Origin of the sequence: Leifsonia sp. 2TAF2 (genome assembly GCF_052115085.1) — a bacterium.
GTDB lineage: Bacteria > Actinomycetota > Actinomycetes > Actinomycetales > Microbacteriaceae > Leifsonia.
The window spans coordinates 1,945,287-1,968,684 of sequence record NZ_JBFRFY010000001.1 but is presented as its reverse complement, the minus strand read 5'-3'; the positions used below and the strand labels follow the sequence as shown (position 1 = coordinate 1,968,684).

The window sequence follows — 23,398 nt, the reverse complement described above, 5'->3', positions numbered from 1 at the left end:
GAAGACTGGAGCGAGCGCGGGTCAGGCGCGCGCGGCCGCACGGCCGGCCTGGCGTCCTGAGAACAGGCACCCGCCGAGGAACGTCCCTTCGAGCGCACGGTAGCCGTGCATCCCGCCTCCGCCGAATCCGCTCGCCTCTCCCACGGCGTAGAGGCCGGGCACCACCGCGCCGTCCGCACCGAGCACCCGCCCGTCGAGGTCGGTCTCGATCCCGCCGAGACTCTTCCGGGTGAGGATGTGCAGCTTCACCGCGATGAGCGGACCGGCGGACGGGTCCAGGAGCTTGTGCGGCGATGCGACGCGGATGAGCCGGTCGCCGCGGTACTTCCGCGCCGACCGCACCGCGGCGAGCTGAAGGTCCTTGCCGAACTCGTTGTCGAGCTGCCGGTCGCGCTCGTGCACGTGGCGGGCGACGAGCTCGGTGTCGAGCGGGACGTCGGCGATCCGCTGCATCCCGGCGAGGAGCTCGTCGAGCGTGTCGGCCACAACGAAGTCGGCGCCCTTCTCTTTGAACGCCTCGACGGGCCCCGGCGCACCGGGCGCCACGCGCTTCGCGAGAAGGCGCACATCCTTGCCGGTCAGGTCCGGGTTCTGCTCGCTGCCTGAGAGTGCGAACTCCTTCTCGATGATCTTCTGCGTCAGCACGAACCAGCTGTAGTCCGAGCCGGTGCGCCGCAGGTGCTCGAGCGTCCCGAGCGTGTCGAAGCCGGGGAAGAGCGGCGAGGGCAGGCGATCGCCGCGCGCGTCGAGCCACAGCGACGACGGACCGGGCAGGATGCGGATGCCGTGTCGCTCCCACACCGGATCCCAGTTCTGGATGCCCTCGGTGTAGTGCCACATCCGATCGCCGTTGATCAGGTGCGCTCCCGCCGTCTCGGCGATCCCGAGCATCCGGCCGTCGACGTGCGCGGGCACCCCGGAGAGCATCGACGCGGGCGGCGTCCCCAGACGCTGCGGCCAGGCCGCCCGGACGAGGTCGTGGTTGCCGCCGATACCGCCGGACGCGACGATGACGACGGGCGCCCGCAGTTCGAAGTCGCCGACGATGTCGCGGTTGCTGGGCGCACCGCGCTCGGCCGGATCGGGCGCGAGTACGGCACCCCGCACCCCGACCACGCGGCCACCCTCGACGATGAGCTCGTCGACGCGGTGGCGGTTCCGGATGACGGCGCGCCCGGTCGCCGCCGCCGACTGCACCCGGCGCGCGAAAGGCTCGAGCACTGCCGGTCCCGTTCCCCACGTGATGTGGAATCGCGGCACCGAGTTGCCGTGACCGCCGGCCATCCCGCTGCCGCGCTCCGCCCATCCGACGACGGGGAAGAACCGGACGCCCCTCTCGTGCAGCCAGGCGCGCTTCTCGCCTGCCGCGAACTGGAGGTACGCCTCGGCCCACTGCCGCGGCCAATGGTCCTCGTCGCGGTCGAATCCCGCTGTGCCGAACCAGTCGTCGCGCGCGAGGGCGAGGGAGTCGTGCACGCTCATCCGCCGCTGCTCGGGGGAGTCGATGAGGAACAGGCCACCGAAGGACCACCAGGCCTGCCCGCCGAACGACGCGGACGGCTCCTGCTCCACGATCGTCACGCGCCGGCCGGCGTCCAGGAGTTCGGACGCGGCGACGAGGCCCGCAAGCCCCGCGCCGACGACGATCGCGTCGGGTTCGTAGGTCATCCGTGTCTCCTTCGGCACCGGGATGGCGGGAGCGTCACTCCTCGAATGTGTTGACCATAGCGAACGCCGCCCGCTCCAGGTAATTCCAGAGCGTCTCCTCCTGCAGCGGAGGCAGCCCCAGCTCGCCGACGGCCTCACGCATGTGCGCCAGCCAGCGGTCGCGTGCATCCGGGTTGACCTTGAACGGGTTGTGCCGCATCCGGAGCCGGGGGTGGCCGCGCTGCTCGCTGTAGGTGGTCGGGCCGCCCCAGTACTGCTCCAGGAACAGCGTGAGGCGCTCCTTGGCCGGGCCCAGATCCTCCTCCGGGTACATCGGGCGCAGCACCGGGTCGTCGGCGACGCCCCGGTAGAAGGCGTCGACGAGCCGAACGAAGGTCTCGTGGCCGCCGACCTGGTCGAAGAAGGCGGGCTGGGGGCCGACGGGGATGCTCACTTCTGTTCTCCGTCCGGGCGCGGCTTGGGCGCCTTCTCGACCGCAGGGGTGATCCGGATCGCGCCGGGGTCGGCGGCCCGCGGCGCCGGGGCGGCTGCGCCGGACTCCTGGCGCTTGGCCGCCGCACGGGCCTTGCGCCCCTTCAGCGGCGGCTCGGTCGTCACGACCTGGCTCGGCCGGGTGCGCGGCGGCTTCGCGCCCATGACGCTCGCCGCGCTGTCGAACCCGGTGAGCACGACGGCCGAGAGCGACGGGAGCTTGACGCCCATCTCATCCAGAGCCGCCTTCAGCCGGACGCGCAGCTCGCGCGACACGTCGTCCTTGGCGGTGGTGCGCGTCTTCAGCACGATGCGGATGACCAGCGCGTCGGCCGAGATCGACTCCAGCCCCCACAGCTCCGGCTTGTCCAGGATGCGCGAGCGCCACTTGGTGCTCGTCGCGAGTGCGTTCGCGGTCTCGAGCATCTTCGCCTGCACCGCTTCGACATCGGTGTCGTAGGGCACGGCGAGGTCGATGATGACGCGCGCCCAGCCCTGCGACATGTTGCCGACGCGGAGGATCTCGCCGTTGCGCACGAACCACAGGGTCCCATTCACGTCGCGGACCTGGGTGACGCGGATGCCGACCGCCTCCACGACACCGGTCGCCGACCCCAGGTCGACGACGTCGCCCACGCCGAGCTGATCCTCCATCACCATGAACAGCCCGTTCAGCACGTCTTTCACGATGTTCTGGGCGCCGAAACCGAGGCCGGCGCCGATCGCGGCGGTCAGCAGCGCGAACGACCCGAGGACGCTCGCCGCGAAGACGTTCAGGATGAGGATGATTGCGACGATCCCGATCGTCACGTTGACGATGTTCATCAGCACGGAGCCGAGCGTGCGGGTGCGCTGGACGACGCGCACGGCGGCCAGCGGCGAGGCCACCAGCGCCTGCGTGTCGCTGACGTTCTGCCCCTTCTTCACGCCGTTGACGATCCGCGAGACGACCTTGCGGATCACCACGCGGAGGATCCAGCTGAGCAGGAAGGCGCCGCCGATGATGCAGGCCGCGCTGACCAGGTTCCAGCCGGCCTGGACGGCCCACGATCCGATCGCGGCCCAGAAGTCTTGTCTCAGGATTTCCATACCCGGTCGAGCCTAGCGACCCCTCCCTTGGCGGTCGCTGGAATGACGACGCGGGTCATCGCTCCAGCAGCCCGTGCTCGTACGCGAAGATCACCGCGTGCACCCGGTCGCGCAGCTGGAGCTTCGACAGCACCCGGCCCACGTGCGTCTTCACGGTCGACTCCGTCAGATAGAACCGCGCTCCGATCTCGCCGTTGCTCAGGCCTTCGCCCATGGCGAGCAGGATCTCCCGCTCGCGCGGGGTGAGCACCTCCGCGGGGTCCTTCCCGCCGGGGGAGGGCGCGTCCCCCGCCGGGAGGCGGTCTGCGAACATCTCCAGCATCGCCCGGGTCACCCTGCCCGAGACGGCGGCGTCGCCCGCGGCGACGGCGCGTACGGCGCCGGTGAGCTCGTCGGGGCGCGCATCCTTCAAGAGGAATCCGCTCGCTCCGGCGCGCAGTCCGCCGAACGCGTACTCGTCGAGGTCGAAGGTCGTCAGGATGATGATGCGCGCACTCGGGTCCGCCTCCACGATGCGCCGGGTCGCCTCGATGCCGTCGAGTGCCGGCATCCGCACATCCATGAGGACGACATCCGGTCGTAGCTCGGCGCTGAGCCGTACGGCTTCTGCGCCGTCGGCCGCCTCGCCAACGACGACGAGGTCCGGTTCGGCCTCCAGCACCATGCGGAATCCGAGGCGGACGAGCTGCTGATCGTCGACGAGCAGGATGCGGATGGCGGAGTCGGTCACGTCGTCTCCTTCGTCTCGTGGGGGTGGGGTGCTGGCGGGTGCTCTGCGGCGGGGGCAGGCGACACGTCCGGCTCTTCAGGTGACACGTCCGGCGGCGGAGTAGCCCGCACCGCGTCGAACACCGCGCGCACGCGCCACCCGCCGCCCGGCCGGGGCCCGGCCTCCAGCGTCCCGCCGTACAGTCCGACCCGCTCGCGCAGCCCGATCAGGCCGCGTCCCGAGCCCCGATCCGCCGCCGGGTGCAGGGCGGCGTCGTCGTCGATCGTGACGATCACCGTCCCGGGCCGGAAGACGATGACCACCCGGACCGCGGTGGCCGACGCGGCGTAGCGGAGGGCGTTGGTCAGTCCCTCCTGCACCACGCGGAACACGGTCAGCTGCTGGCCCACGTCCTCCGGCGGGACGCCCGTGACCGTGATGCGCACGGGGAGGCCGGCCGCACGGAACGTCTCGATGAGGTCGGCGAGGTCGGTCACGCCCGGCTGCGGTTCGCGCGCGGCCGCTCCGCCCTCGCCGTCGCGGAGCACCCCCAGCAGGCGTCGCATGTCGGCCAGCGCTCCACGCCCGGTCTCGGCGACCAGCCGCATGGCATCCACCGAGCGATCCGGAAGGCTGGGCGACGGCGGCGACGCTTCCGCCGAGCGCACGGACCCGTCGGCCAGCGTGATCATCACCGTGAGGCTGTGTGAGACGATGTCGTGCATCTCGCGAGCGATGCGGCTGCGCTCCGCCGCCGCGGCGATCTCGGCCTGCTGGTCGCGCTCGCGCGCGAGCTGGCGCGCCCGGTCGATCAGCGCATCCAGGTACCGCCGGCGGTTTCCGACGTTGCTGCCGATGAGCACGGCGACGACCGAGAACGACAGGACGAGGATGCCGGAGGGTACCGCGGCGGTCTCCAGCGGTGTGAACACCTTCGCCTGGGTCAGCACGACCTCCACCGTGACCGTCACGACCGTGACCGCGGAGGTCACCGCGAAGGCGATCCAGGCCGACCGGATCGAGCGGTAGACCGCGAGGGCGTAGAGCGCGAAGAGGGTGGGAACCACATCCATGTCGCGGCCGAGGAAGACGCTCGCCCCGAGCAGCACCGTCGCGAAAGCGAAGACGATGGCCGGCCGTTGACGACGTGCGACGAGCGCTGCGCCGGCGACCACGGAAAGCAGGAGGTGCACCGTCTCCTGGACGGTCGGCTCCCTCGCCGACACGATGAGCGCGCCGACCACCGACGGCACCAGATAGAATCCCGCCACGAACAGGTCGACGGCGAGCGGATGCGCCGCCAGATAACGACGGATCACCCCGGGCGGCCTCGGAAGTTCGAGGCCGCCCGGGGTGTCGTTGATCGGGACGGGCGCGGTCACGCGGCCGGTCAGGCGTCCCTGCGCTGCAGCAGCACGGCCCCGACCACGAAGGAGACGACCGTCCAGGCGAGCACCGTGAGGACGTTCACCCAGGGCTCGACTCCGCCGTTGGCGACGCCCGACATCCCCTGTCCGGCGTTGCTCAGCAGGTAGCGTTGCGCGTCGGCGAGCCACTGCGTCTGGGTCAGGCCGCTCACGAGACCGGCGATGATCGGCAGCACGAGCAGCACACCGAGCGCTCCGGCGATCCCGCCGGCGGTGGACTTCAGGATGGCGCCGACGCCGAGGGCGAACACGGCCACCAGCCCCAGGTACACGCCGGCTCCGAGGATCGCCCACAGCGTGTCGGCCGCGAACAGGTCTCCCGTGTACCCCTTGCCGGTCAGGACCGGCACGGCGACCGCCCACGACAGTGCCGAGGAGATCAGGCCGACTACGAACGCGACGACGAACAGCACGAGGGTCTTCGCCGCGAAGACCGGGAACCGGCGGGGGACCGCCGTGAAGGAGGCGCGGATCATCCCGGTGCTGAACTCGCCGGAGATCACCAGAACGCCGAGCACAGCGATGACCAGCGACGCGAAGGTCAGCCCCGCGGTCGCGGCGGTCAAGGTGAACCCGGCCGCCTGTGCCTCCACCGCGGCGTGCTGCGTCGCGGGCACCCGTGCCAGCAGCGTCGTCTTGTCAGGGATGGCGAACGCCACGAGCGCAGCGATGCCGACGACGAGCACGACGGCGCTGATCAGCGTCCAGAAGGTGGAACGCAGCGTGCGCAGCTTGATCCACTCGGAGCGCACGACCCGGAAGAAGTTCAGGTGCCCCAGCGAAGTGTGCGGATGCGTGACTCCGGCGTGAGTGGTGGTTGCGGTGCTCATCGGCTGACCTCCGTGCGGTACTCGACGTCGTCCTGGGTGAGTTCGAGGTAGGCCTCCTCGAGCGAAGCGCTGATCGGCGTCAACTCGTGGAGCACGATGCCGTCGCGCGCGGCCGTCTCGCCGATCTGCGCGGCCGTCAGGCCGGTGATCTCGAGCAGCTGGGCCTCGACACCGGTGACGGCGACAGCCGCACCGGAGACGGCGCGGGCGAGCAGGTCGGGCTGCGGGGTGCGCACGCGCACGGCGTGACGGGTCGCCCCGGCCAGGATGCTGTCGACGGGAGCGTCCGCGAGGACGCGGCCCCGGCCCAGCACGATGATGTGGTCGGCCGTCTGCGCCATCTCGCTCATCAGGTGCGACGAGAGGAAGATGGTGCGGCCCTGGCTGGCGAGGTGCCGGGCGAACTGGCGCACCCAGAGGACGCCCTCCGGGTCCAGACCGTTCACCGGCTCGTCGAGGATGAGCGTCGCCGGGTCGCCGAGCATGGCGGCCGCGATGCCCAGCCGTTGGCCCATCCCGAGGGAGAAGCCGCCGACACGCTTGGAGGCCACCGACTCGAGGCCGGTCATCCCGATGACCTCGTGCACACGGGAGGTGGGGATGCCGTGCGTCGCGGCCAGGGCCAGCAGGTGCCCGTACGCGGTGCGGCCGGTGTGAATGGCCTTGGCGTCGAGCAGGGCGCCGACCTCGGTCAGGGGCGAGCGGAATTCCGCGTAGCGCCTGCCGTTGATCAGTGCGGTGCCCTGGGTCGGCCGGTCGAGTCCCACGATCATGCGCATGGTGGTGGACTTGCCGGCGCCGTTCGGGCCGAGGAAGCCGGTGACCTTGCCCGGCTGGATGGTCACGGAGATGTCGTCGACGGCGGTCTTCGCGCCGAACCGTTTGGTCAGGTGATCGAGTTGGATCATGCCTCCGAGACTAGGGGCCCGCGCTTGTCTGGGGTATCCACCCTCGGTACCACTCATTTCGGCATCCGTACGACTTCCCGTCGATACGACGAAAGGGCCCCGCGACGGCGGGACCCTTTCGTGTCGGGGATGCGGTCAGCCCGGGATGCGTTCAGCCTCAGGCCGACGCGTCGCGCTTCTGCGCGGCGAGCGCCCGCTCCACGCCGGCGAGGTTCTCGACCACCATGCGGCGGAGGGCGGCCGGCTCGGCGTTGGCGTCGAGCCACGCACGCGTCGCGTCGCGCAGCTCTTCGCTCGCGAGCGGCGCCGGGTACATGCCCTCGACGAGGTACTCCGCGATCTTGTAGGAGCGCGAGGTCCAGATCTCCCGCAGGGCGGCGAAGTACGGCTCGATGAAGGAGGCGAGCACGCTCTTGTCCTTCGCCCGCTGGAACCCGATACCGGTGTAGCGGACGATCGTGTTCGGCAGGGAGTCGGAGCCGAACACCGAGTCCCAAGCGGCCTGCTTGCCCTCAGGCGTCGGGATGCTCGCGCGAGCCTGCGCCGCGAACTGGCCGCCGTTGGCGGTGTTGTCCGCCGCAAGGGCCGCGTCGATCTCGGCGGTGCCCGCTGCGCCGCCGGCGACCAGGGCGATGAGGAGTTCCCAGGAGAGGTCGGTGTCGATCGTCAGCCCGTCGAGCTTCACCGAGCCGTCGCGCAGGGCCGCGATCGTGTCCAGCTGCTCGTCGGTGGAGGCGAGGGCCGCGAAGAACTTGACGAACTGGAACTGCGCGTCGCTGCCGGCCTCCGCATTCTTCGCCAGCTCCCACAGCGCCGATGCCGCGCTCTGCGCCGTCTCCTTCTGCCGCTCGGGCGCCACGTATGCGGTCGCCGCCAGCACGAGCTGGTTGAGCGTCGTGCGGATCGTGGTCGACTCCGTCTCGGAGGCGATGTTGCCGAGCACGAGGCGGACATAGTCGCTCGCGCCGGTCTCGGCGTCGCGGGTCGCATCCCACACCGCGCCCCAGACGAGGGACCGGGCGAGCGGGCTCTCGATGTCGGAGAGGTGCTCGATCGCGACCTTCAGCGACTCCTCGTCGAGACGGATCTTCGCGTAGGCGAGGTCGTCGTCGTTGATGAGCACGAGGTCCGGGCGGCGGGTGCCGACCAGCTCCGGGACGTCGGTGCGCTCGCCGTCCACATCCAGTTCGATCCGGTTCTCGCGCACCAACTTGCCTTCGCGCAGGTTGTAGAGGCCGATCGCCAGGCGGTGCGGGCGGATCGTGGCGTAGTCGGCGGGCGTCGTCTGCAGCACGCCGAACGAGGTGATGACGCCGTCCGCATCAACCTCGAGCTCCGGGCGCAGGGTGTTGACGCCCGCGGTCTCCAGCCACTTCTTCGACCAGTCGGTGAGGTCGCGGCCGCTGGTGGCCTCGAGCTCGACCAGCAGGTCTTTCAGCTCGGTGTTGCCGTGCGCGTGCTTCTTGAAGTACTGGGCGACACCGGCGAGGAAGTCGTCCTGACCCACCCACGCGACGAGCTGCTTGAGCACCGAGGCGCCCTTGGCGTAGGTGATGCCGTCGAAGTTGACCTGAACGTCCTCCAGATCGTTGATGGTCGCGACGATGGGATGCGTCGACGGCAGCTGATCCTGCCGGTACGCCCAGCTCTTCTCCATGGCGGCGAAGGTGGTCCACGCCTCGGTCCACTCGGTCGCTTCCGCAGTGGCCAGCGTGGAGGCGTACTCGGCGAACGACTCGTTCAGCCAGAGGTCGTTCCACCACTTCATGGTCACCAGGTCGCCGAACCACATGTGGGCGAGCTCGTGAAGGATGGTGACGACGCGGCGCTCCTTGATCGCGTCGGTGACCTTGGAGCGGAAGACGTAGGTCTCGGTGAACGTGACCGCTCCGGCGTTCTCCATCGCGCCCGCATTGAACTCGGGCACGAACAGCTGGTCGTACTTCTCGAACGGGTACGCGTAGTCGAAGCGCTCCTCGTAGAACGCGAAGCCCTCGCGGGTCTTGTCGAAGATGTAGTCGGCGTCGAGGTACTCGGCCAGGCTCTTGCGGGTGTACACGCCGAGCGGGATGGTGCGGCCGTCGCGGCTGGTGAGCTCGCTGTGGACCGACTCGTACGGGCCGGCCACGAGCGCTGTGATGTACGAGGAGATGACCGGCGTGGGCGGGAACGCCCAGACCTTCTTGCCCTCGCCGGCATCCTGCGGCTCCGGCGTGGGGGAGTTGCTGACCACGGCCCAGTGCGCGGGTGCCGTGACCGTGAAGGTGAACTCGGCCTTGAGGTCGGGCTGCTCGAACACGGCGAACATGCGCCGCGAGTCCGGCACCTCGAACTGGCTGTAGAGGTACACCTCGCCGTCGACCGGGTCGACGAACCGGTGCAGGCCCTCACCGGTGTTGGTGTAGATCGCGTCGGCGACGACCGTCAACTCGTTCTCGTCCTTGAGGCCGTCGAGCTGGATGCGCACGCCGTCGCTCACGGCGGCCGGGTCGAGCTCGGCACCGTTCAGCGTGACAGAGTGCACCGTCCGCGTGATCGCGTCGATGAAGGTCGACGCGCCCGCCTGTGCCTCGAACCGCACGGTCGTCGTGCTGAGGAAGGTCTCGGGCCCGGTCGTCAGATCGAGGGTGACGTCGTAGCTGTGGGTGCGGATGAGCGCGGCGCGCTCCTGTGCTTCGAGGCGGGTGAGGTTTTCTCCGGGCAACGCTTGCTCCTTGGGACTCGGACGGCGTGGATCGTGTCCACCGCCACCACCTTATCCATCGGCGCCGACGCCGTCGGTGGCCTTCCCTAGACTGTGGATATGCGCATCCACATCGCCACCGATCACGCAGGTCTCGACTTCAGCAAGCACTTGCAGGAGCACCTGGGAGCGGCCGGTCACGAGGTGATCGACCACGGACCGGTCGAGTACGACCCCATCGACGACTACCCGGCGTTCTGCATCAATGCGGCCGCGGCGGTCGTGCGCGATCAGCAGGCGGGGGTGGATGCGCTCGGCATCGTCTTCGGCGGTTCGGGCAACGGTGAGCAGATCGCTGCGAACAAGGTGCGCGGCGCGCGTGCGGCGCTGGTCTGGAGTCAGTCCACCGCTCTGCTCGCTCGGCAGCACAATGACGCGAACGTCATCGCGATCGGCGCGCGGCAGCACACGGTGGAGGAGGCCACCTCCTTCATCGACGCCTTCATCGCCGAGCCGTTCTCGTTCGAGGAGCGCCACGTGCGCCGGATCGCCCAGCTGGCGGAGTACGAAGCCACCGGCGACATCGCGGGCAAGCACGTGGACCACTGATGCCCGAGGGTCACTCCGTCCACCGCATCGCGAAGCAGTTCGCGGTCAACTTCGTCGGGCACCGCGTGGCGGTGTCCTCACCTCAGGGCCGGTTCGCCGCCGACGCCACCCGCATCGACGGGCACGTGATGACCGACGCCAAGGCCGTCGGCAAGCAGATGTTCCTGGAGTTCGACAACGACCTCTGGCTGCGGGTCCACCTCGGACTGTACGGGGCGTGGGACTTCGCAGGCGATATCAGCATCGATCCGACCATCGCCAGTGCGAACGGCCGGATGGGACAGACGAACCAGCGGGGCACCGACCTCGACCCGATCCTCGACAGTGCGGGCGAGAACTCCCTCCACTCGATCGGTGCGCCGCGCCGTACGCGGCTGCGCATGGCGGAGTCCGAGAAGGTGGAGCCCGAGATCACGAGCTTCCCGCCGGAGCCCATCGGCCAGGTGCGGGTGCGGCTGCTCACCGACAGCGCGGTCGCCGACCTGCGCGGCCCGACGGCCTGCGAAGTGCTCGACCCGGCACAGGTGGATGCGGTCATCGCCAAGCTCGGGCCCGATCCTCAGGTCGACTCCGGCCAGGAGGCGGAGGACCGCTTCGTCTCGATCGTCCGCCGCAAGCCGACCTCGATCGCGCTGCTGCTCATGGACCAGAGCGTGGTCAGCGGCATCGGCAACGTCTACCGCGCCGAGCTGCTCTTCCGCGCCCGCCAGAACCCGCACACGCCGGGCAAGCAGGTGCGCGAGGAGACGGTGCGGGCGCTGTGGCGAGACTGGGTGCACCTGCTCCGCATCGGCGTCGAGACCGGCCAGATGATGACCATGGACGACCTGGACGACGACTCCTACCGCCGGGCGATGGCGAGCCGCGAAGACCGGCACTGGGTCTACAAGCGCGAGGGACTCCCGTGCCGGGTGTGCGGCACGCACATCGTGATGGAGGAGCTGGGCGGCCGCAAGCTGTACTGGTGCCCGGTGGACCAGGCGTAGGAGGCCTCATGCGACAGAACCCCAGCTTCACCCTGACCGACCCGGTCGAGCTCAAGCGGCTCGTGCGCGAGAACCCGTGGGCGACCTTCGTCAGCAACACCGCGAACGGGCTGGTGGCCTCCCACTACCCGGTCATCATCGACGAGACGCGCGAGGAGCTCAGCCTGCTCTCGCACGTCGGGCGCCCGGACGAGCAGTTGCACGAGTTGGGGCAGCATGAGCTGCTCGTCATCATCCAGGGTCCGCACGGCTACATCTCCTCCAGCTGGTACGACGAGAACCCCGCGGTGCCGACCTGGAACTTCATCGCCGCCCACTTCTCGGGCGTTCCCGAGATCCTCGGTGACGAGGAGAACCTCGATGTGCTGGCCCGTCTGGTCGACCACTTCGAGGACGAGCTCCCGGAGCCCCGCCGCATGCGCGGGACGCTGCAGGACGCCGCCTACGCCGAACGCATCGTCTCGGGGACGGTCGGGCTGCGTCTCACCCCGACCCGCGTGGTGGCGAAGCAGAAGATGAGCCAGAACCGCCCGGACCACATCGTCGACTCGATCATGTCGGAGCTCGGCGGCGATGGGGCCTACGCGAGCGCGGGCCTCCTCCGCGAGATGCAGCTCGTGCACGACCGGAGACGCGCCGCGCGATGAGCCTGGTGCTGGCCGGGGCGCGGCTGCCCGGGCGGCCGGACCCTGTGGATGTCGTGCTCGAGGGCGGGCGGATCGCGGCGATCGGGGCGGCAGGTGCTGCATCCTCGTCTCCCGCCGATTTCGGTGCCTCCAGCGCGACCGCCGTGGAGCGGGTCGCGCTCGATGGCCGCTGGCTGATCCCCGGGCTGTGGGACCAGCACGTGCACTTCACGCAGTGGGCCCAGACCGCGCGTCGCCTCGACGTATCGCGGGCGACCTCGGCCGTCGAGGCCGCCACCCTGGTGCGCGAGCGCGCGGCCGCTGAGCCGGGCGACGACGTGATCGTCGGCTTCGGCTTCCACGACGCGCTCTGGCCCGACCTGCCGACTCGCGAGCTTCTGGATGCGGCCGCGGGCGACCGCCCGGTGGTGTTGATCGCCGGCGACCTGCACTGCTCGTGGCTGAACACGGCCGCCGCCCGACGGTTCGCGCCGGGATCGACCGAGCCGGTGCTGCGGGAGGATGCGAGCTTCGCCGTGACGAGCCTCCTCGCCGCCGCCGACGAGGGGACGCTCGACCGGTGGGCGGCCGACGCCGCTCGGCGCGCATCCACTCGGGGTGTCGTCGGTGTCGTCGACCTCGAGTACGGCTGGAACCTCGACGTATGGCGGCGCCGGATCGCCGCGGGTGCTGACGGCCTACGGGTCGAGTTCGGGACCTACAGCGACGACCTCGAGCGGGCGGTCGGGATGGGCCTGCGCACCGGGGACGTGATCCCCGAAACCGGTGGGCCCGAGACCGGTGGGCCGGAGACCGGGGGACTGCTGTCGGTCGGGCCGTTCAAGGTGATCTCCGACGGCTCCCTCAACACGCGCACCGCCCTGTGCACGCACGCGTACCCGGACGGCGGCCACGGAGTCGCGAACCTGTCTCCGGCTGAACTCGTCGAGCGGATGCGCTTCGCCGTCGAGCACGGGCTGGAGCCTGCCGTCCATGCAATCGGCGACGAGGCCAACCGCCGCGCTCTGGATGCGTTCGAGGCGCTGGGCGCTGGCGGCCGCATCGAGCATGCGCAGCTCATCGACAAAGCCGACATCCCCCGCTTCGCCCGGCTGGGCGTGACGGCCAGCGTGCAGCCCGAGCATGCGATGGACGACCGGGATGTGGCCGAGCACCTGTGGGAAGGGCGCACCGACCGAGCGTTCCCGCTCGCGGAGCTGCACCGCGCCGGGGCACGCCTCGCCTTCGGGTCCGACGCGCCGGTCGCGCCCCTCGATCCGTGGGCGGCGATCGCGTCGGCCGTGGGCCGTGCGCGCGACGGGCGGGAGCCGTGGCATCCCGAGCAGAGCATCCCCGTGGAGGTGGCCCTCGGCGCCTCCGTCCGTTCCGCCGTGGCCGTGGGCGAACCGGCCGACCTCGCGGTGCTCGACCGCGACCCGTTCGCCTCGGAGCCGGACGACCTCCGCGCGATGCCGGTCGCGGCGACCCTCCTCGCGGGCCGCTTCACCCACGACGCCCTCCGCTGACACCCGCCGCCGCCGCGGGGCCCATCAGTGTCCGCGCAACAGCAGCCGATCACGCCCGGGCACCGTCGCGACCGCCGTGTTCCGGAGCGACTCGGTGTACGCATCCAGGTACCCGTAGTGCGCCAGGTGTTCGGCGAACTTCTGCTCGAACAGCGCCGTGTCGGTGATGCCCGACCACGCCGAGGAGAGCGGGTCGTCGTTCCACGCGGAGTGCAGCACCGGCGCGTGGCCGGTGACCGGCAACAGGTCGGCCGCCTCGTCGCCGTCGACGCTGATGACCGTCGCGCCGAAGGCGGGCCCGCGCGGATCGCGACGGGTGAACCGGCCGAACTGGGCCTCGCTGTCCGCTTCCGCCTCGCCGGCGTAGACATGCCGGGCGTTCAGCGACGCAGCGTTCGGGATGCGGTTCTCGATTCCCGCGGAGCCGAGCATGACGAAGGCGTAGATGCCCAGGTCGCGCGCCTCGGCGAGGGAGTTCGCCGCGGTTGTGGTCCCATACGAGTGCGCGACGACGTTCAAGGCGCGCGGTGGGCTTTCGACCCGCACGGCATTCACCCCGCGCAGGTCGGCGGTGAGGAGCGGCGCCCCGCGCTCAGCGAAGTCGCCGAGGGCAGCATCCACGCCCGGCGGCGGAGTGGCGTAGCCGATCCAGGAGACGACCGCGCGACGCGTCGGGGCTCCGACCTCGCCCTGCTCGTCGTACAGGTTCTGAGCGGACTGCGTCCACAGCTGCATGTCGTCGGTGTAGGTGCCCATTCCCGGCACGAGGAACGTGACGTCGGAGGCCTGTCCAGGTCGCCGAGCGCGATGGCGGCGAGCGGAGGCCGGTCTAGGCTCAGCGAGACCAGGTGCCGGGCGGGCGTCCGCTTGCCTTTCAGGGTCTTCTGGATGGCTGTGAGCGAGCCCATCACCCGCTTCGCGAGGGTGTCGTCCGGGTGCTTTTTCAGCTGTTCCGTGCTCGTGGCGAGCGCGCGGGCCAGCGCCTTCCGGTTGGCCACATCCCGATCGTCGTAGTCGATCCCATCGAGGTTGCCGACGATCTCCGGCAGCGTCTCGATCGCATCCTTCTTGGTTGCGGCGTCGAGGTCGTCCCACTGGTCGTGCACCGCATCCGGGTCGGTGTTGGCGAGCCGGATGTTGAGTTCGGGATGCGCCTCCAGGTACGCATCCTGCTGCGCGTCGTTCATGCCCTTCAGGACGTCGAAGGTCGTGATCGGAGCAGCTCCCGCCGCGGGCGCCACCAGCAGCCCGATCGCCGCGACGACGCTCAGCGCGCAGACGGCGATCACCCGGCGGGCCATGGCCGAAGCGTAGTGCCGAGGTCAGCGGCGTGTCCACGAGTCGGCGGAAGGCCACAGCCGAGCGCCAGCCGGCGGTCAACGAGAACGGGCCGCCCGCTTCCGCGGACGGCCCGTGCTGCGTACCTGGTGCTACTCGCTGATGTGGGCGAACAGGAACCAGCGGTCCTTGTCGAGCCCGCGTGCGATCTCGATGGCGACGTCCTGGCTGGTCTGGTCGAGCTCGGCCAGCTCGCGGACCGCGGCGTTCACACCGACGAGGGCCGCATCCAGCTGTGCGATGACCTCGGCGATGGTCTCCCGGGATGGGCGGAAGCCGGCGGTGAGCTCGCCGGTCGTGGTCTTCGCAGCGACCGTGCCGAGGCGCGCGTCGACCGGAAGGCCGAGGGCGACGATGCGCTCTGCGGCAAGGTCCGCCCACTCCTGCGCGTGGTCGACGATCGTGTCGAGCAGCTCGTGGACGCCGATGAAGTTCGCGCCGCGCACATGCCAGTGCGCCTGCTTGCCGTTGACGACGATGGCCGTCAGGTCGATCACCACGGGGGTGAGGAACTGGGCGACCCCGGCGGCGACGTCGGGGTTGGAGACACTCTGGGTTGCAGTGATGTCCGTCATGGATGGCGTCCTTTCTTCTGCCTGCCTCAACGCTACTCAGGCCCCGGAATTCCGCAACGAAGCGAAGGCTGCGCTTAGTTAGGTCGGGTTAACCCCCGCACGGTTCCGGAGGGACGTGGGATGGGGTGTCGGGCCGGCCGCGGCCAGGCTCGAAGCATGACAACAGAACCAGTAGTGAGTTCTCCACAGCCTTCCGATCCGTCGCCGTCCCGCGCTGCTTCTTCTGCCACGCTGGATGCTGTGACCCCTTCCGCACCTCCCGCAGCCCGAGCCGACTACGGCTCGCTGTGGCGCGGCGTGCCCAGGGAGCTCGGCTTCCTGCTCCTCACCATGCCGATCGCCATCATCGGGCTGTCGGTGCTGCTGTCGCTGTTCTGGACGGGCGTCGGCACCATCGTCATCTACGTCGGCGTCTTCGTCCTGGTCGCCACGCTCTATACGGCCCGTGGCTTCGGGATGGTGGAGCTGACACGCCTCGACTGGGCGGGGAGGCCATCCATCCCTCGTCCCGTATGGGAGCGGCCCGGCACGCCGCGCACGTTCTGGCGGTCGGTCTTCGGTCCGTTCGCGAACGGACACTACTGGCTGTACCTGCTGCACGGCGCGATCATCAACCCGATCATCAGCATCGTGTCGTGGACGGTCACCGTCGTCTGGGCCTCTATCGCACTCGGCGGTCTGACCGGCTGGATCTGGGAGCCGTTCATCCCGCAGGGCGATCGCGACTTCTTCCTGTCGCAGACGATCGTGGATGCCGTGTTCCGCACGAACTCGAACTTCGATCCGGCCGTCGGCGACCGCATCCTGTACCTGATCGCGGGCGCACTGTTCGCTGCCACCCTGCCGTTCGTCACCCGCGGGCTGACCTTGCTCCACGAGGCCGTCGCCCGAGGGCTCCTCGGCGGGTGGCCGTCGGAGGCGCTCCAGCGCGAGGTCGCCGACCTGTCGGCCTCGCGTGGCGCGGCCGTCGCAGCCGAGGACCAGGCGCTGCGCCGTTTGGAGCGCGACCTGCACGACGGTCCCCAGCAGCGACTGATTCGTCTGCAGATGGACATCGCCGCGGCCGAACGCAAGCTCGGAGACGACCCGGACGCTGCCGCTGTCCTGCTGGCGGAGGCACGCCAGCAGGCGGGTGACACGCTGGAGGAGCTGCGAGCCCTGTCGCGCGGCTTCGCCCCGCCGATCCTGCAAGACCGGGGGCTCGCCGCCGCCGCCGAGTCGCTCGCCGCGCGCAGCCCGATCCCGATGACGGTGGAGTCGTCGCTGCAGCCGGGGGAGCGGTTCAGTCCCGAGCTCGAACGCAACGCCTACTACGTGCTGGCAGAGCTCGCCGCGAACGTGGCCAAGCATTCCGAGGCGCACGCCGCTCGCTTGTTCCTGGAGCAGGGCGTGGATGCCGCCGGCACCCCGTCGCTGAACGTCTGGCTGACGGACAACGGTCGCGGCGGAGCCTCGCTGGTCGACGGCCACGGGCTGCGGGGGCTGCAGGAGCGGGTGCGCGGTCTGCGCGGCGAACTGGTGGTGGAGAGCCCGGTCGGCGGGCCGACGCGCATCGTGGCGCGCATCCCGCTGGCCTGAATCCGCCCGGCCGAAATCCGCGGGCCGCATTCGCCGGGCTGAATCAGCGCCCGGCGGATGCAGCCCTAGGCTGGGGTCGTGCCGAACGACCCCAGCCCCGCTCCGCTGCGCCTCGTCGTGGCGGACGACTCCGTCCTCCTGCGCGAGGGCCTCATCCGGCTGTTCGATGAGGCAGGCTTCGATACAGTCGGCGCCTTCGGCGACGCGGACACTTTGCTCGAGGCCGTGCCCGATCTCATGCCCGAGGTCGCAGTGCTGGACGTGCGGATGCCGCCGACGTTCCGCGACGAGGGCGTGCGGGCGGCGCTGCGCATCCGCCGCGAATATCCGTCGATCGCGGTGCTGCTCCTGTCGCAGTACGTCGAGGGGACATACGCGCAGGAGCTGCTCGCTGGCGGCGAGGGCGGCACCGGCTACCTGCTCAAGGACCGCATCGCGTCGCTGGACGAGCTGCGCGACGCCGTAACCCGAGTCGCTGCAGGCGGCACCGTGCTCGACCCGCAGGTGGTCCGCGAGCTGCTGATGCGGCGTACCGACCCGCTCGCGACGCTCACGCCGCGGGAGCGGGAAGTGCTGGAGCTGATGGCCGAGGGCCGGACGAACGCCGCCATCGCCGCCCGCATGGTCGTCGGCGTCGGCGCGGTGGAGAAGAACGTGACCTCCATCTTCCAGAAGCTGGGCCTCGAGGACTCCGGCGACGACCACCGTCGCGTGCTCGCGGTACTGGCCTTCCTGCAGCACTGAGGTGTTGGATGGGCCCCATGGCCGGATTCGATGACATCACCAAGAAGGCGCAAGAGTTCCTGAACGACCCGAAGGTCAAGGACGCCCTGAGTTCCGAGCAGGCGGAGGACATCAGCGACAAGCTGCTCGACGGCGTCGCCGGTGCCGCCAAGAAGGTGACAGGCGGCAAGCACGACGACACGATCGAGGGCGCCCGCGACCAGGCCGACAAGCACATCGGCAACGAGTAGGGCTCAGTCGCTCGGCCGGATCGGCTGGTGGAAGCGAAACGTCTTCCGGTACATGCGCATGCCCAAGAACAGGGATACCGCGACGACCACCACCGTGACCACCGCACCGAGCACAGCGGCGACAACAGGATGCGCGCCGAGCGCCCACGACGTCCCTCCGGCCAGCAGCCCGACGACGATCCCCTCCACGATGGTGATGATCATCATGGAACTCCCGAGCACCGGGCTCGTCCCGCGCCGGTAGAAGAAGTGGTACGTGGCCACCGCGCCGGCTTCATCGTCGTGGGCCGACGCCATCAGGTAGCGCTCCAAGCCCGGGTCGAGTTCCACGTAAGCCGCGCGCAGGCGGTTCATCGCGACGACATACATGAGGTCCTCGCTGGCGGTGTTGAACGCCCGGATCTCGGTGACCAGTCCGAGCAGCGCGAGCGCCAGCAGCACCCCGAGCGAGGCCACCCCGAACCAGCCACGGAATCCACTCGCCTGCCCGAGGAACCCCAGCGTCACAAGCCCCGCCGACACCAGCGTGAGGAAGATCGCGATGCGCGTCAGCACCTCACTCTGCGTCGTCGACCGCGATGCGAGCAGGCTCCAGTGCTCGGTCGCGAGCAACTGCGCCCGCAGGCTGCGCTGCGCGTCGCTGAGGTGCTCGCCCGGCGGGGGAGGTGCCGTCATGCGCGCATTCTCCCGCGTCGGGATGCGGTTGGCACCAGCGAGTGCGCCCCCTTTGTCACGACCGCGCCGCGGCGCGCAGGCGCGCACGTTCCGCGGGGCGTCATTCGCCGCGTGGCGGGATGAGACGGAGGGGATGACGGGAATCGAACCCGCGTAATCAGCTTGGAAGACGCTCCAGAGACCTCAACCAGCGTCGACCGAGTCGCACCGTCGCGCACCCTCGCCCAGTGTTTGTATGGTGAGGACGCGGGTTCAAGCCCCGTTACTGAGTGCGCTTCGGCGCACGTCGGTCTGGCGCCGCGGGGCGCGGTGACGGGGTCTTGCGCTTTTTGACGGAGATCGCGCGATCAGTTTCCGACCGGCTTGCCCGGGGTGGACCGTCAAAGCCAAAGGGACCAGACACTTGCCGCGGTCGAAACCAGGAGCCCGATGCCTGCCCATAGGAGGTTGTCGCGGCTAGCGTCCAGGGTCAGCCCAACAATTCGCTGAGCCTCGTACGCGGGCAGATACACCAGGTTGCCGTGGTTGGGACGGATAAGACCTCGCTGTTCGTAGAGGAGTCGATACTTCTCATGTACCGCCGCGCTGCCCTCAGCTGTAATCTCTGCGGGCGTGCGAGCGGCCATCTCCGTGCTTTCTTGCTCGGCAAGAGCCTCGGAGTCACGGATACGCGTTTCCTCGACCGATACCTGCCGACGAACACCGAGGAATGCCGCGACCAAGTTGCCCGCTGTAAGCAGGAACCCTACGACTGTCATCGCTGCAGCAATCCAACGCCAGTCCATGCGCCGACCGTAGCGGACAAGTAGGGGGATTTCCGACGCCGCGCTCAGAAGGATGAGCGCTTGCATGCGAAGCTGCGGGAGTCCTAGGCCGGGACGAGTCCGACGGCGCGCCCGCCCAGTAGTTCTAACGGAGGGGATGACGGGAATCGAACCCGCGTAATCAGTTTGGAAGACTGAGGCTCTACCATTGAGCTACATCCCCGAGCGCCGCGTGCGGCACCGGGCCGCCTCTGTGCGCGGCGGCCGACGACCATCGTAGTACACACGCGCGGGGAGCGGGCGTGCAGTAGACTTGCCCCGGTCTTTCGCACCGCTTGAAGCCGGGGCGTAGCTCAGCTTGGCTAGAGCGCCCGCTTTGGGAGCGGGAGGTCGCAGGTTCGAATCCTGTCGCCCCGACGAGGACCTCGTTCCTTGCGAGAAGACCATCGTTCGATCATTCAGGAGAACCCAGACATCGTGAAGACCACGGTCGAGAAGCTCAGCCCCACCCGCACCAAGCTCACCATCTCGGTGACGCCGGAGGAGCTGAAGCCTTCCATCAACCACGCGTACGAGCACATCGCCGAGCAGGTGACCATCCCCGGTTTCCGCAAGGGCAAGGTGCCGCCGCCCATCATCGACCAGCGGGTCGGCAAGGCCGCCGTCCTGGAGCACGCGGTCAACGAGGGTCTCGACGGCTTCTACCGTCAGGCGATCGAGGACAACGACGTGCGTCCGCTCGGCCGCCCGGAGGCGGACATCACCGAGTGGCCGAACGAGAAGGACTTCTCGGGCGACCTGCTGCTCACCATCGAGGTGGACACGCGCCCCGAGGTGAAGCTGCCCGAGTTCGACGACATCACCATCACGGTGGATGCGGCCGAGGTCGACGTCGACGACGTCGAGGAGGAGCTGGACCGGCTCCGCAGCCGCTTCGGCACGCTCGTGACCGTCGACCGTCCGGCGAAGACCGGCGACTTCGCGCAGATCGACCTGGTCGCCGTCATCGGTGGCGAAGAGGTCGACACGGCGGCCAACATCTCGTACGAGATCGGCTCCGGCGAGCTCATCGAGGGCATCGACGAGGCGCTCGACACCCTCACCGCCGGCGAGACCACCACGTTCGAGGCCCCGCTCATGGGCGGCGACCACGAGGGTGAGAACGCGCAGATCACCGTGACGCTGAACGCCGTGAAGGAGCGCGAGCTCCCCGAGGCCGACGACGACTTCGCGCAGATCGCCAGCGAGTTCGACACCATCGGCGAGCTGCGTCAGAGCCTGCGTTCGCAGGTCGAGCGGGCCAAGGTCTTCGGCCAGGGCACCGCCGCGCGCGACCAGCTCGTCGACAAGCTGCTCGAGCTCGTCGAGATCCCGGTCCCGGAGCAGCTCGTCGAGGACGAGGTCCACCGTCACCTGGAGCAGGAGAACCGGCTCGAGGACGACGTGCACCGCGCCGAGGTCACCGAGTCCAGCGAGAAGACGTTCCGCACGCAGATCCTCCTCGACGAGGTCGCGCAGGAGAACGACGTCAAGGTCAGCCAGGACGAGCTCACCCAGTACCTCATCCAGGGCGCCGGCCAGTACGGCATGGACCCGAACGAGTTCGTCAAGATCCTCAGCGAGAACGGCCAGATCCCGTCGATGGTCGGTGAGGTCGCCCGAAACAAGGCCCTCGCGATCATCCTCGGCAAGGTGAAGGTCGTCGACTCGAACGGCAAGCCCGTCGACCTCGCCGAGTTCACCGCGATCGCCGACGGCGACGAGGCGAGCGAGCCCACCTCCGACGAGGCGACCGATAGCGACGAAGCCGCCGAGGAAGCCCCCGCCGCCGAGGCTAAGCCGAAGAAGCGCTCCACCAAGAAGAAGGCCGACGACAAGTAAGCCTTCCGTCTGGTTGACACGACACGCCGTCTCGTACTGTTGCGAGACGGCGTGTTGTGTCATGTGGACGAAGGAGCGGGGATGGACGACTGGCGGCAGCGAGTGGATGCGGTATGGGCGGCCGCCGACGACGCGGGGGAGGAGGCGACCCTCGCCGCGATCGACGCCCTCGTCGCCGAACGTCCGGCGAACGACGCGGAGGCGCTGTTCGAGGCGGCAGGCGCGCGCGACTTCGCCGGCCGTGAGGCCGACGCCGAGCCGTTCTACCGGGCGGCGCTCGCCCACGGTCTCCCCGAGCCGTATCGCGGCCAGGCGATCGTGCAGCTGGCGAGCACCCTGCGCAACCTCGACCGGCCGGCCGAGTCCTTGAGCCTGCTGCGCGACTTCCTCGGCGCCGAGCCGGAGCATCCCCTCGCCGACGCCGCCCGCGCATTCGCCGCGCTCTCGCTGTTCGACGACGGGATGCGCGCCGACGCCCTCCGCGAGGCCCTCTACGCCCTCGCACCGCACCTGGCGCGTTACGGCCGCGCCGTCACCGCCTACGCTGCCGCCCTCGACGACGACCTCTGACCGGCGCCGCGACCGCCCGCTCTCTGCCCACGGCGAACAGGGCCGCGCGGGGCCCGGGGCTCCGATAGATTCGATGCCAAGCGACAAAGGAAACGGAGCGAACATGGCCGACATGGGTATCCAGCCCAATGTTTTCGACAGACTGCTGAAGGACCGAATCATCTGGCTCGGTTCCGAGGTTCGAGACGAGAACGCGAACGAGATCGCCGCGAAGCTTCTGCTCCTCGCTGCGGAGGACCCCAAGCGGGACATCTACCTCTACATCAACTCCCCGGGCGGTTCCATCACCGCCGGTATGGCCATCTACGACACGATGCAGTTCGTCCCGAACGACATCGTCACGGTCGGCATCGGCATGGCCGCCTCCATGGGGCAGCTGCTGCTGACGGCGGGCACCAAGGGCAAGCGGTACATCACCCCGAACGCCCGGGTGCTGCTGCACCAGCCGCACGGTGGATTCGGTGGCACGTCCAGCGACATCCAGACGCAGGCGCAGCTCATCATCGACATGAAGAACCGCCTGGCCGAGATCACCGCAGCGGCGACCGGCAAGTCGGTCGAGCAGATCAACGCCGACGGTGACCGCGACCGCTGGTTCACCGCGCAGCAGGCGCTCGACTACGGTTTCGTCGACCACATCCGCGAGTCGGCGCTCGATGTCTCCGGCGGCGGCGGCACCGAGCCGGACGCCAAGTAGCCCACCGCCGGAAGGATAAGGACACACTATGAACACCCCCATGCTCGGCGGTCAGGCCTTCGGAGGAATCCAGGCGCCCGGCGCCCGGTACATCCTGCCCAGCTTCGAAGAGCGAACGGCCTACGGCTACAAGCGCCAGGACCCGTACGCGAAGTTGTTCGAGGACCGCATCATCTTCCTCGGCGTGCAGGTGGATGACGCTTCGGCCGATGACATCATGGCCCAGCTCCTCGTGCTCGAGAGCCAGGACCCTGACCGCGACATCGTCATGTACATCAACTCGCCCGGTGGCTCGTTCACTGCGATGACGGCGATCTACGACACGATGCAGTACATCCGTCCGCAGATCCAGACGGTCGTGCTCGGCCAGGCCGCTTCGGCCGCAGCCGTGCTGACCGCCGCGGGCAGCCCCGGAAAGCGCCTGGCGCTGCCGAACGCCCGTATCCTGATCCACCAGCCTGCCGTCGGCGAGGCCGGCCAGGGCCAGGCGTCGGACATCGAGATCCAGGCCGCCGAGATCCTGCGCATGCGCACCTGGCTGGAGGAGACGCTCTCGAAGCACTCCAACCGCTCGGTGCAGCAGGTGAACAAGGACATCGACCGCGACAAGATCCTGTCGGCGGAGGAGGCCCTCGAGTACGGCCTCATCGACCAGGTGCTCACCAGCCGCAAGCAGTTGCCGGCGCTGGTCAAGTAACGTAAAACGCACCCTGACGGGGTGGTCGTCTTCACGGACGGCCACCCCGTTCTGCGTGCCAGGCGCGGCGATCTGCTGTCAGCAGACGCGCCGCATGACGCAAAACGAGGTCAGGTG

23 protein-coding genes and 2 tRNA genes are annotated in these 23,398 nt (G+C 69.4%); 12 read left to right on the top strand and 13 right to left on the bottom strand.

What is annotated here, in order from left to right:
• Positions 1–21: 21 nt before the first annotated feature.
• The 8 genes from AB4Z18_RS09475 to pepN all read right to left on the bottom strand — a co-directional run bounded on the left by AB4Z18_RS09475 (position 22) and on the right by pepN (position 9,806).
• Entirely contained in the window at positions 22–1,668 is a 1,647-nt protein-coding gene (locus AB4Z18_RS09475) for an FAD-binding dehydrogenase (RefSeq protein WP_441782431.1), read from the bottom strand.
• A gap of 34 nt (positions 1,669–1,702) precedes the next feature.
• The gene (locus tag AB4Z18_RS09470; protein WP_441782430.1) at positions 1,703–2,101 is read right to left on the bottom strand and encodes a globin; all 399 of its coding nucleotides are present in this window, start codon (positions 2,099–2,101) and stop codon (positions 1,703–1,705) included.
• Positions 2,098–3,228: a mechanosensitive ion channel family protein gene (locus AB4Z18_RS09465; RefSeq protein ID WP_441782429.1), complete on the bottom strand. Its 1,131-nt coding sequence runs from the start codon at positions 3,226–3,228 to the stop codon at positions 2,098–2,100. Before AB4Z18_RS09465 ends, AB4Z18_RS09470 begins: the two co-directional genes overlap by 4 nt.
• 55 nt (positions 3,229–3,283) lie before the next feature.
• Positions 3,284–3,958, bottom strand: coding sequence for a response regulator (locus tag AB4Z18_RS09460; RefSeq protein ID WP_441782428.1), 675 nt, complete (start codon positions 3,956–3,958; stop codon positions 3,284–3,286).
• Positions 3,955–5,319 carry a sensor histidine kinase gene (locus AB4Z18_RS09455; RefSeq protein WP_441782427.1) on the bottom strand — a complete coding sequence of 455 codons (1,365 nt, stop codon included), beginning with the start codon at positions 5,317–5,319 and terminating at the stop codon, positions 3,955–3,957. Before AB4Z18_RS09455 ends, AB4Z18_RS09460 begins: the two co-directional genes overlap by 4 nt.
• An 8-nt stretch (positions 5,320–5,327) precedes the next feature.
• On the bottom strand, positions 5,328–6,194 hold the full coding sequence (locus tag AB4Z18_RS09450; protein WP_441782426.1) for an ABC transporter permease subunit: 867 nt from the start codon (positions 6,192–6,194) through the stop codon (positions 5,328–5,330).
• Positions 6,191–7,102: an ATP-binding cassette domain-containing protein gene (locus tag AB4Z18_RS09445; protein WP_441782425.1), complete on the bottom strand. Its 912-nt coding sequence runs from the start codon at positions 7,100–7,102 to the stop codon at positions 6,191–6,193. Before AB4Z18_RS09445 ends, AB4Z18_RS09450 begins: the two co-directional genes overlap by 4 nt.
• Before the next feature lie 157 nt (positions 7,103–7,259).
• The gene (gene pepN, locus AB4Z18_RS09440) at positions 7,260–9,806 is read right to left on the bottom strand and encodes an aminopeptidase N (RefSeq protein WP_441782424.1); all 2,547 of its coding nucleotides are present in this window, start codon (positions 9,804–9,806) and stop codon (positions 7,260–7,262) included.
• 99 nt (positions 9,807–9,905) lie between these two features.
• On the opposite strand from pepN, the gene AB4Z18_RS09435 reads away from it, so the two are divergent.
• Genes AB4Z18_RS09435 through AB4Z18_RS09420 form a run of 4 tightly spaced genes read left to right on the top strand, consistent with a single transcriptional unit; the run spans position 9,906 to position 13,532 of the window.
• Complete coding sequence (locus AB4Z18_RS09435) at positions 9,906–10,394, top strand: ribose-5-phosphate isomerase (RefSeq protein WP_441782423.1); 489 nt, start codon at positions 9,906–9,908, stop codon at positions 10,392–10,394.
• On the top strand, positions 10,394–11,380 hold the full coding sequence (locus AB4Z18_RS09430) for an Fpg/Nei family DNA glycosylase (protein ID WP_441782422.1): 987 nt from the start codon (positions 10,394–10,396) through the stop codon (positions 11,378–11,380). The genes AB4Z18_RS09435 and AB4Z18_RS09430 overlap by 1 nt, the downstream gene beginning before the upstream one ends.
• Before the next feature lie 8 nt (positions 11,381–11,388).
• Entirely contained in the window at positions 11,389–12,027 is a 639-nt protein-coding gene (locus tag AB4Z18_RS09425; RefSeq protein ID WP_441782421.1) for an FMN-binding negative transcriptional regulator, read from the top strand.
• Complete coding sequence (locus tag AB4Z18_RS09420; protein WP_441782420.1) at positions 12,024–13,532, top strand: amidohydrolase; 1,509 nt, start codon at positions 12,024–12,026, stop codon at positions 13,530–13,532. The genes AB4Z18_RS09425 and AB4Z18_RS09420 overlap by 4 nt, the downstream gene beginning before the upstream one ends.
• 24 nt (positions 13,533–13,556) lie before the next feature.
• Here AB4Z18_RS09420 and AB4Z18_RS09415 read toward each other — a convergent pair whose 3' ends face one another.
• Together AB4Z18_RS09415 and AB4Z18_RS09410 are read right to left on the bottom strand one after the other, a co-directional pair.
• Positions 13,557–14,267, bottom strand: a complete 711-nt coding sequence (locus AB4Z18_RS09415; RefSeq protein ID WP_441782419.1) for an alpha/beta hydrolase — start codon at positions 14,265–14,267, stop codon at positions 13,557–13,559.
• 695 nt (positions 14,268–14,962) lie between these two features.
• On the bottom strand, positions 14,963–15,445 hold the full coding sequence (locus AB4Z18_RS09410) for a Dps family protein (RefSeq protein WP_441782418.1): 483 nt from the start codon (positions 15,443–15,445) through the stop codon (positions 14,963–14,965).
• A 240-nt stretch (positions 15,446–15,685) separates the two neighbouring features.
• On the opposite strand from AB4Z18_RS09410, the gene AB4Z18_RS09405 reads away from it, so the two are divergent.
• The 3 genes from AB4Z18_RS09405 to AB4Z18_RS09395 all read left to right on the top strand — a co-directional run bounded on the left by AB4Z18_RS09405 (position 15,686) and on the right by AB4Z18_RS09395 (position 17,997).
• Positions 15,686–17,023 carry a sensor histidine kinase gene (locus AB4Z18_RS09405; protein WP_441782417.1) on the top strand — a complete coding sequence of 446 codons (1,338 nt, stop codon included), beginning with the start codon at positions 15,686–15,688 and terminating at the stop codon, positions 17,021–17,023.
• Positions 17,024–17,101: 78 nt separating this feature from the next.
• Positions 17,102–17,767: a response regulator transcription factor gene (locus tag AB4Z18_RS09400; protein ID WP_441782416.1), complete on the top strand. Its 666-nt coding sequence runs from the start codon at positions 17,102–17,104 to the stop codon at positions 17,765–17,767.
• 17 nt (positions 17,768–17,784) lie between these two features.
• A complete protein-coding gene (locus tag AB4Z18_RS09395) occupies positions 17,785–17,997 on the top strand; it encodes an antitoxin (RefSeq protein WP_441782415.1) in 213 nt (70 codons plus the stop codon).
• Between the two features lie 3 nt (positions 17,998–18,000).
• On the opposite strand, the gene AB4Z18_RS09390 is transcribed toward AB4Z18_RS09395, so the two are convergent.
• The 3 genes from AB4Z18_RS09390 to AB4Z18_RS09380 form a co-directional block, all read right to left on the bottom strand.
• On the bottom strand, positions 18,001–18,672 hold the full coding sequence (locus tag AB4Z18_RS09390) for a hypothetical protein (RefSeq protein ID WP_441782414.1): 672 nt from the start codon (positions 18,670–18,672) through the stop codon (positions 18,001–18,003).
• A 380-nt stretch (positions 18,673–19,052) separates the two neighbouring features.
• Positions 19,053–19,457 (bottom strand): hypothetical protein, encoded by a 405-nt coding sequence (locus AB4Z18_RS09385; protein ID WP_441782413.1) that lies wholly within the window; start codon positions 19,455–19,457, stop codon positions 19,053–19,055.
• A gap of 131 nt (positions 19,458–19,588) precedes the next feature.
• A tRNA-Gly gene (locus AB4Z18_RS09380) sits at positions 19,589–19,659 on the bottom strand.
• Between the two features lie 119 nt (positions 19,660–19,778).
• Between AB4Z18_RS09380 and AB4Z18_RS09375 the strand changes: the two genes are divergently transcribed.
• The 5 genes from AB4Z18_RS09375 (at position 19,779) to AB4Z18_RS09355 (ending at position 23,281) form a co-directional block, all read left to right on the top strand.
• Positions 19,779–19,853 (top strand) — tRNA-Pro (locus AB4Z18_RS09375).
• Positions 19,854–19,913: 60 nt separating this feature from the next.
• A complete protein-coding gene (gene tig / locus AB4Z18_RS09370; RefSeq protein WP_441782412.1) occupies positions 19,914–21,317 on the top strand; it encodes a trigger factor in 1,404 nt (467 codons plus the stop codon).
• Between the two features lie 81 nt (positions 21,318–21,398).
• Positions 21,399–21,887, top strand: a complete 489-nt coding sequence (locus tag AB4Z18_RS09365) for a tetratricopeptide repeat protein (protein ID WP_441782411.1) — start codon at positions 21,399–21,401, stop codon at positions 21,885–21,887.
• Between the two features lie 103 nt (positions 21,888–21,990).
• Positions 21,991–22,584 carry an ATP-dependent Clp protease proteolytic subunit gene (locus tag AB4Z18_RS09360; RefSeq protein ID WP_441782410.1) on the top strand — a complete coding sequence of 198 codons (594 nt, stop codon included), beginning with the start codon at positions 21,991–21,993 and terminating at the stop codon, positions 22,582–22,584.
• 28 nt (positions 22,585–22,612) lie between these two features.
• Positions 22,613–23,281, top strand: coding sequence for an ATP-dependent Clp protease proteolytic subunit (locus AB4Z18_RS09355; RefSeq protein ID WP_441782409.1), 669 nt, complete (start codon positions 22,613–22,615; stop codon positions 23,279–23,281).
• Positions 23,282–23,398: the final 117 nt, after the last annotated feature.

Coding starts and splice junctions, on each gene's coding strand:
- AB4Z18_RS09445 (WP_441782425.1), bottom strand. CDS start 7,102: ATGATCCAACTCGATCACCTGACCAAACGGTTCGGCGCGAAGACCGCC.
- AB4Z18_RS09425 (WP_441782421.1), top strand. CDS start 11,389: ATGCGACAGAACCCCAGCTTCACCCTGACCGACCCGGTCGAGCTCAAG.
- AB4Z18_RS09475 (WP_441782431.1), bottom strand. CDS start 1,668: ATGACCTACGAACCCGACGCGATCGTCGTCGGCGCGGGGCTTGCGGGC.
- AB4Z18_RS09390 (WP_441782414.1), bottom strand. CDS start 18,672: ATGACGGCACCTCCCCCGCCGGGCGAGCACCTCAGCGACGCGCAGCGC.
- AB4Z18_RS09410 (WP_441782418.1), bottom strand. CDS start 15,445: ATGACGGACATCACTGCAACCCAGAGTGTCTCCAACCCCGACGTCGCC.
- AB4Z18_RS09395 (WP_441782415.1), top strand. CDS start 17,785: ATGGCCGGATTCGATGACATCACCAAGAAGGCGCAAGAGTTCCTGAAC.
- AB4Z18_RS09420 (WP_441782420.1), top strand. CDS start 12,024: ATGAGCCTGGTGCTGGCCGGGGCGCGGCTGCCCGGGCGGCCGGACCCT.
- AB4Z18_RS09385 (WP_441782413.1), bottom strand. CDS start 19,457: ATGGACTGGCGTTGGATTGCTGCAGCGATGACAGTCGTAGGGTTCCTG.
- AB4Z18_RS09430 (WP_441782422.1), top strand. CDS start 10,394: ATGCCCGAGGGTCACTCCGTCCACCGCATCGCGAAGCAGTTCGCGGTC.
- AB4Z18_RS09415 (WP_441782419.1), bottom strand. CDS start 14,267: ATGCAGCTGTGGACGCAGTCCGCTCAGAACCTGTACGACGAGCAGGGC.
- AB4Z18_RS09360 (WP_441782410.1), top strand. CDS start 21,991: ATGGCCGACATGGGTATCCAGCCCAATGTTTTCGACAGACTGCTGAAG.
- AB4Z18_RS09450 (WP_441782426.1), bottom strand. CDS start 6,194: ATGAGCACCGCAACCACCACTCACGCCGGAGTCACGCATCCGCACACT.
- AB4Z18_RS09465 (WP_441782429.1), bottom strand. CDS start 3,228: ATGGAAATCCTGAGACAAGACTTCTGGGCCGCGATCGGATCGTGGGCC.
- AB4Z18_RS09355 (WP_441782409.1), top strand. CDS start 22,613: ATGAACACCCCCATGCTCGGCGGTCAGGCCTTCGGAGGAATCCAGGCG.
- AB4Z18_RS09365 (WP_441782411.1), top strand. CDS start 21,399: ATGGACGACTGGCGGCAGCGAGTGGATGCGGTATGGGCGGCCGCCGAC.
- AB4Z18_RS09435 (WP_441782423.1), top strand. CDS start 9,906: ATGCGCATCCACATCGCCACCGATCACGCAGGTCTCGACTTCAGCAAG.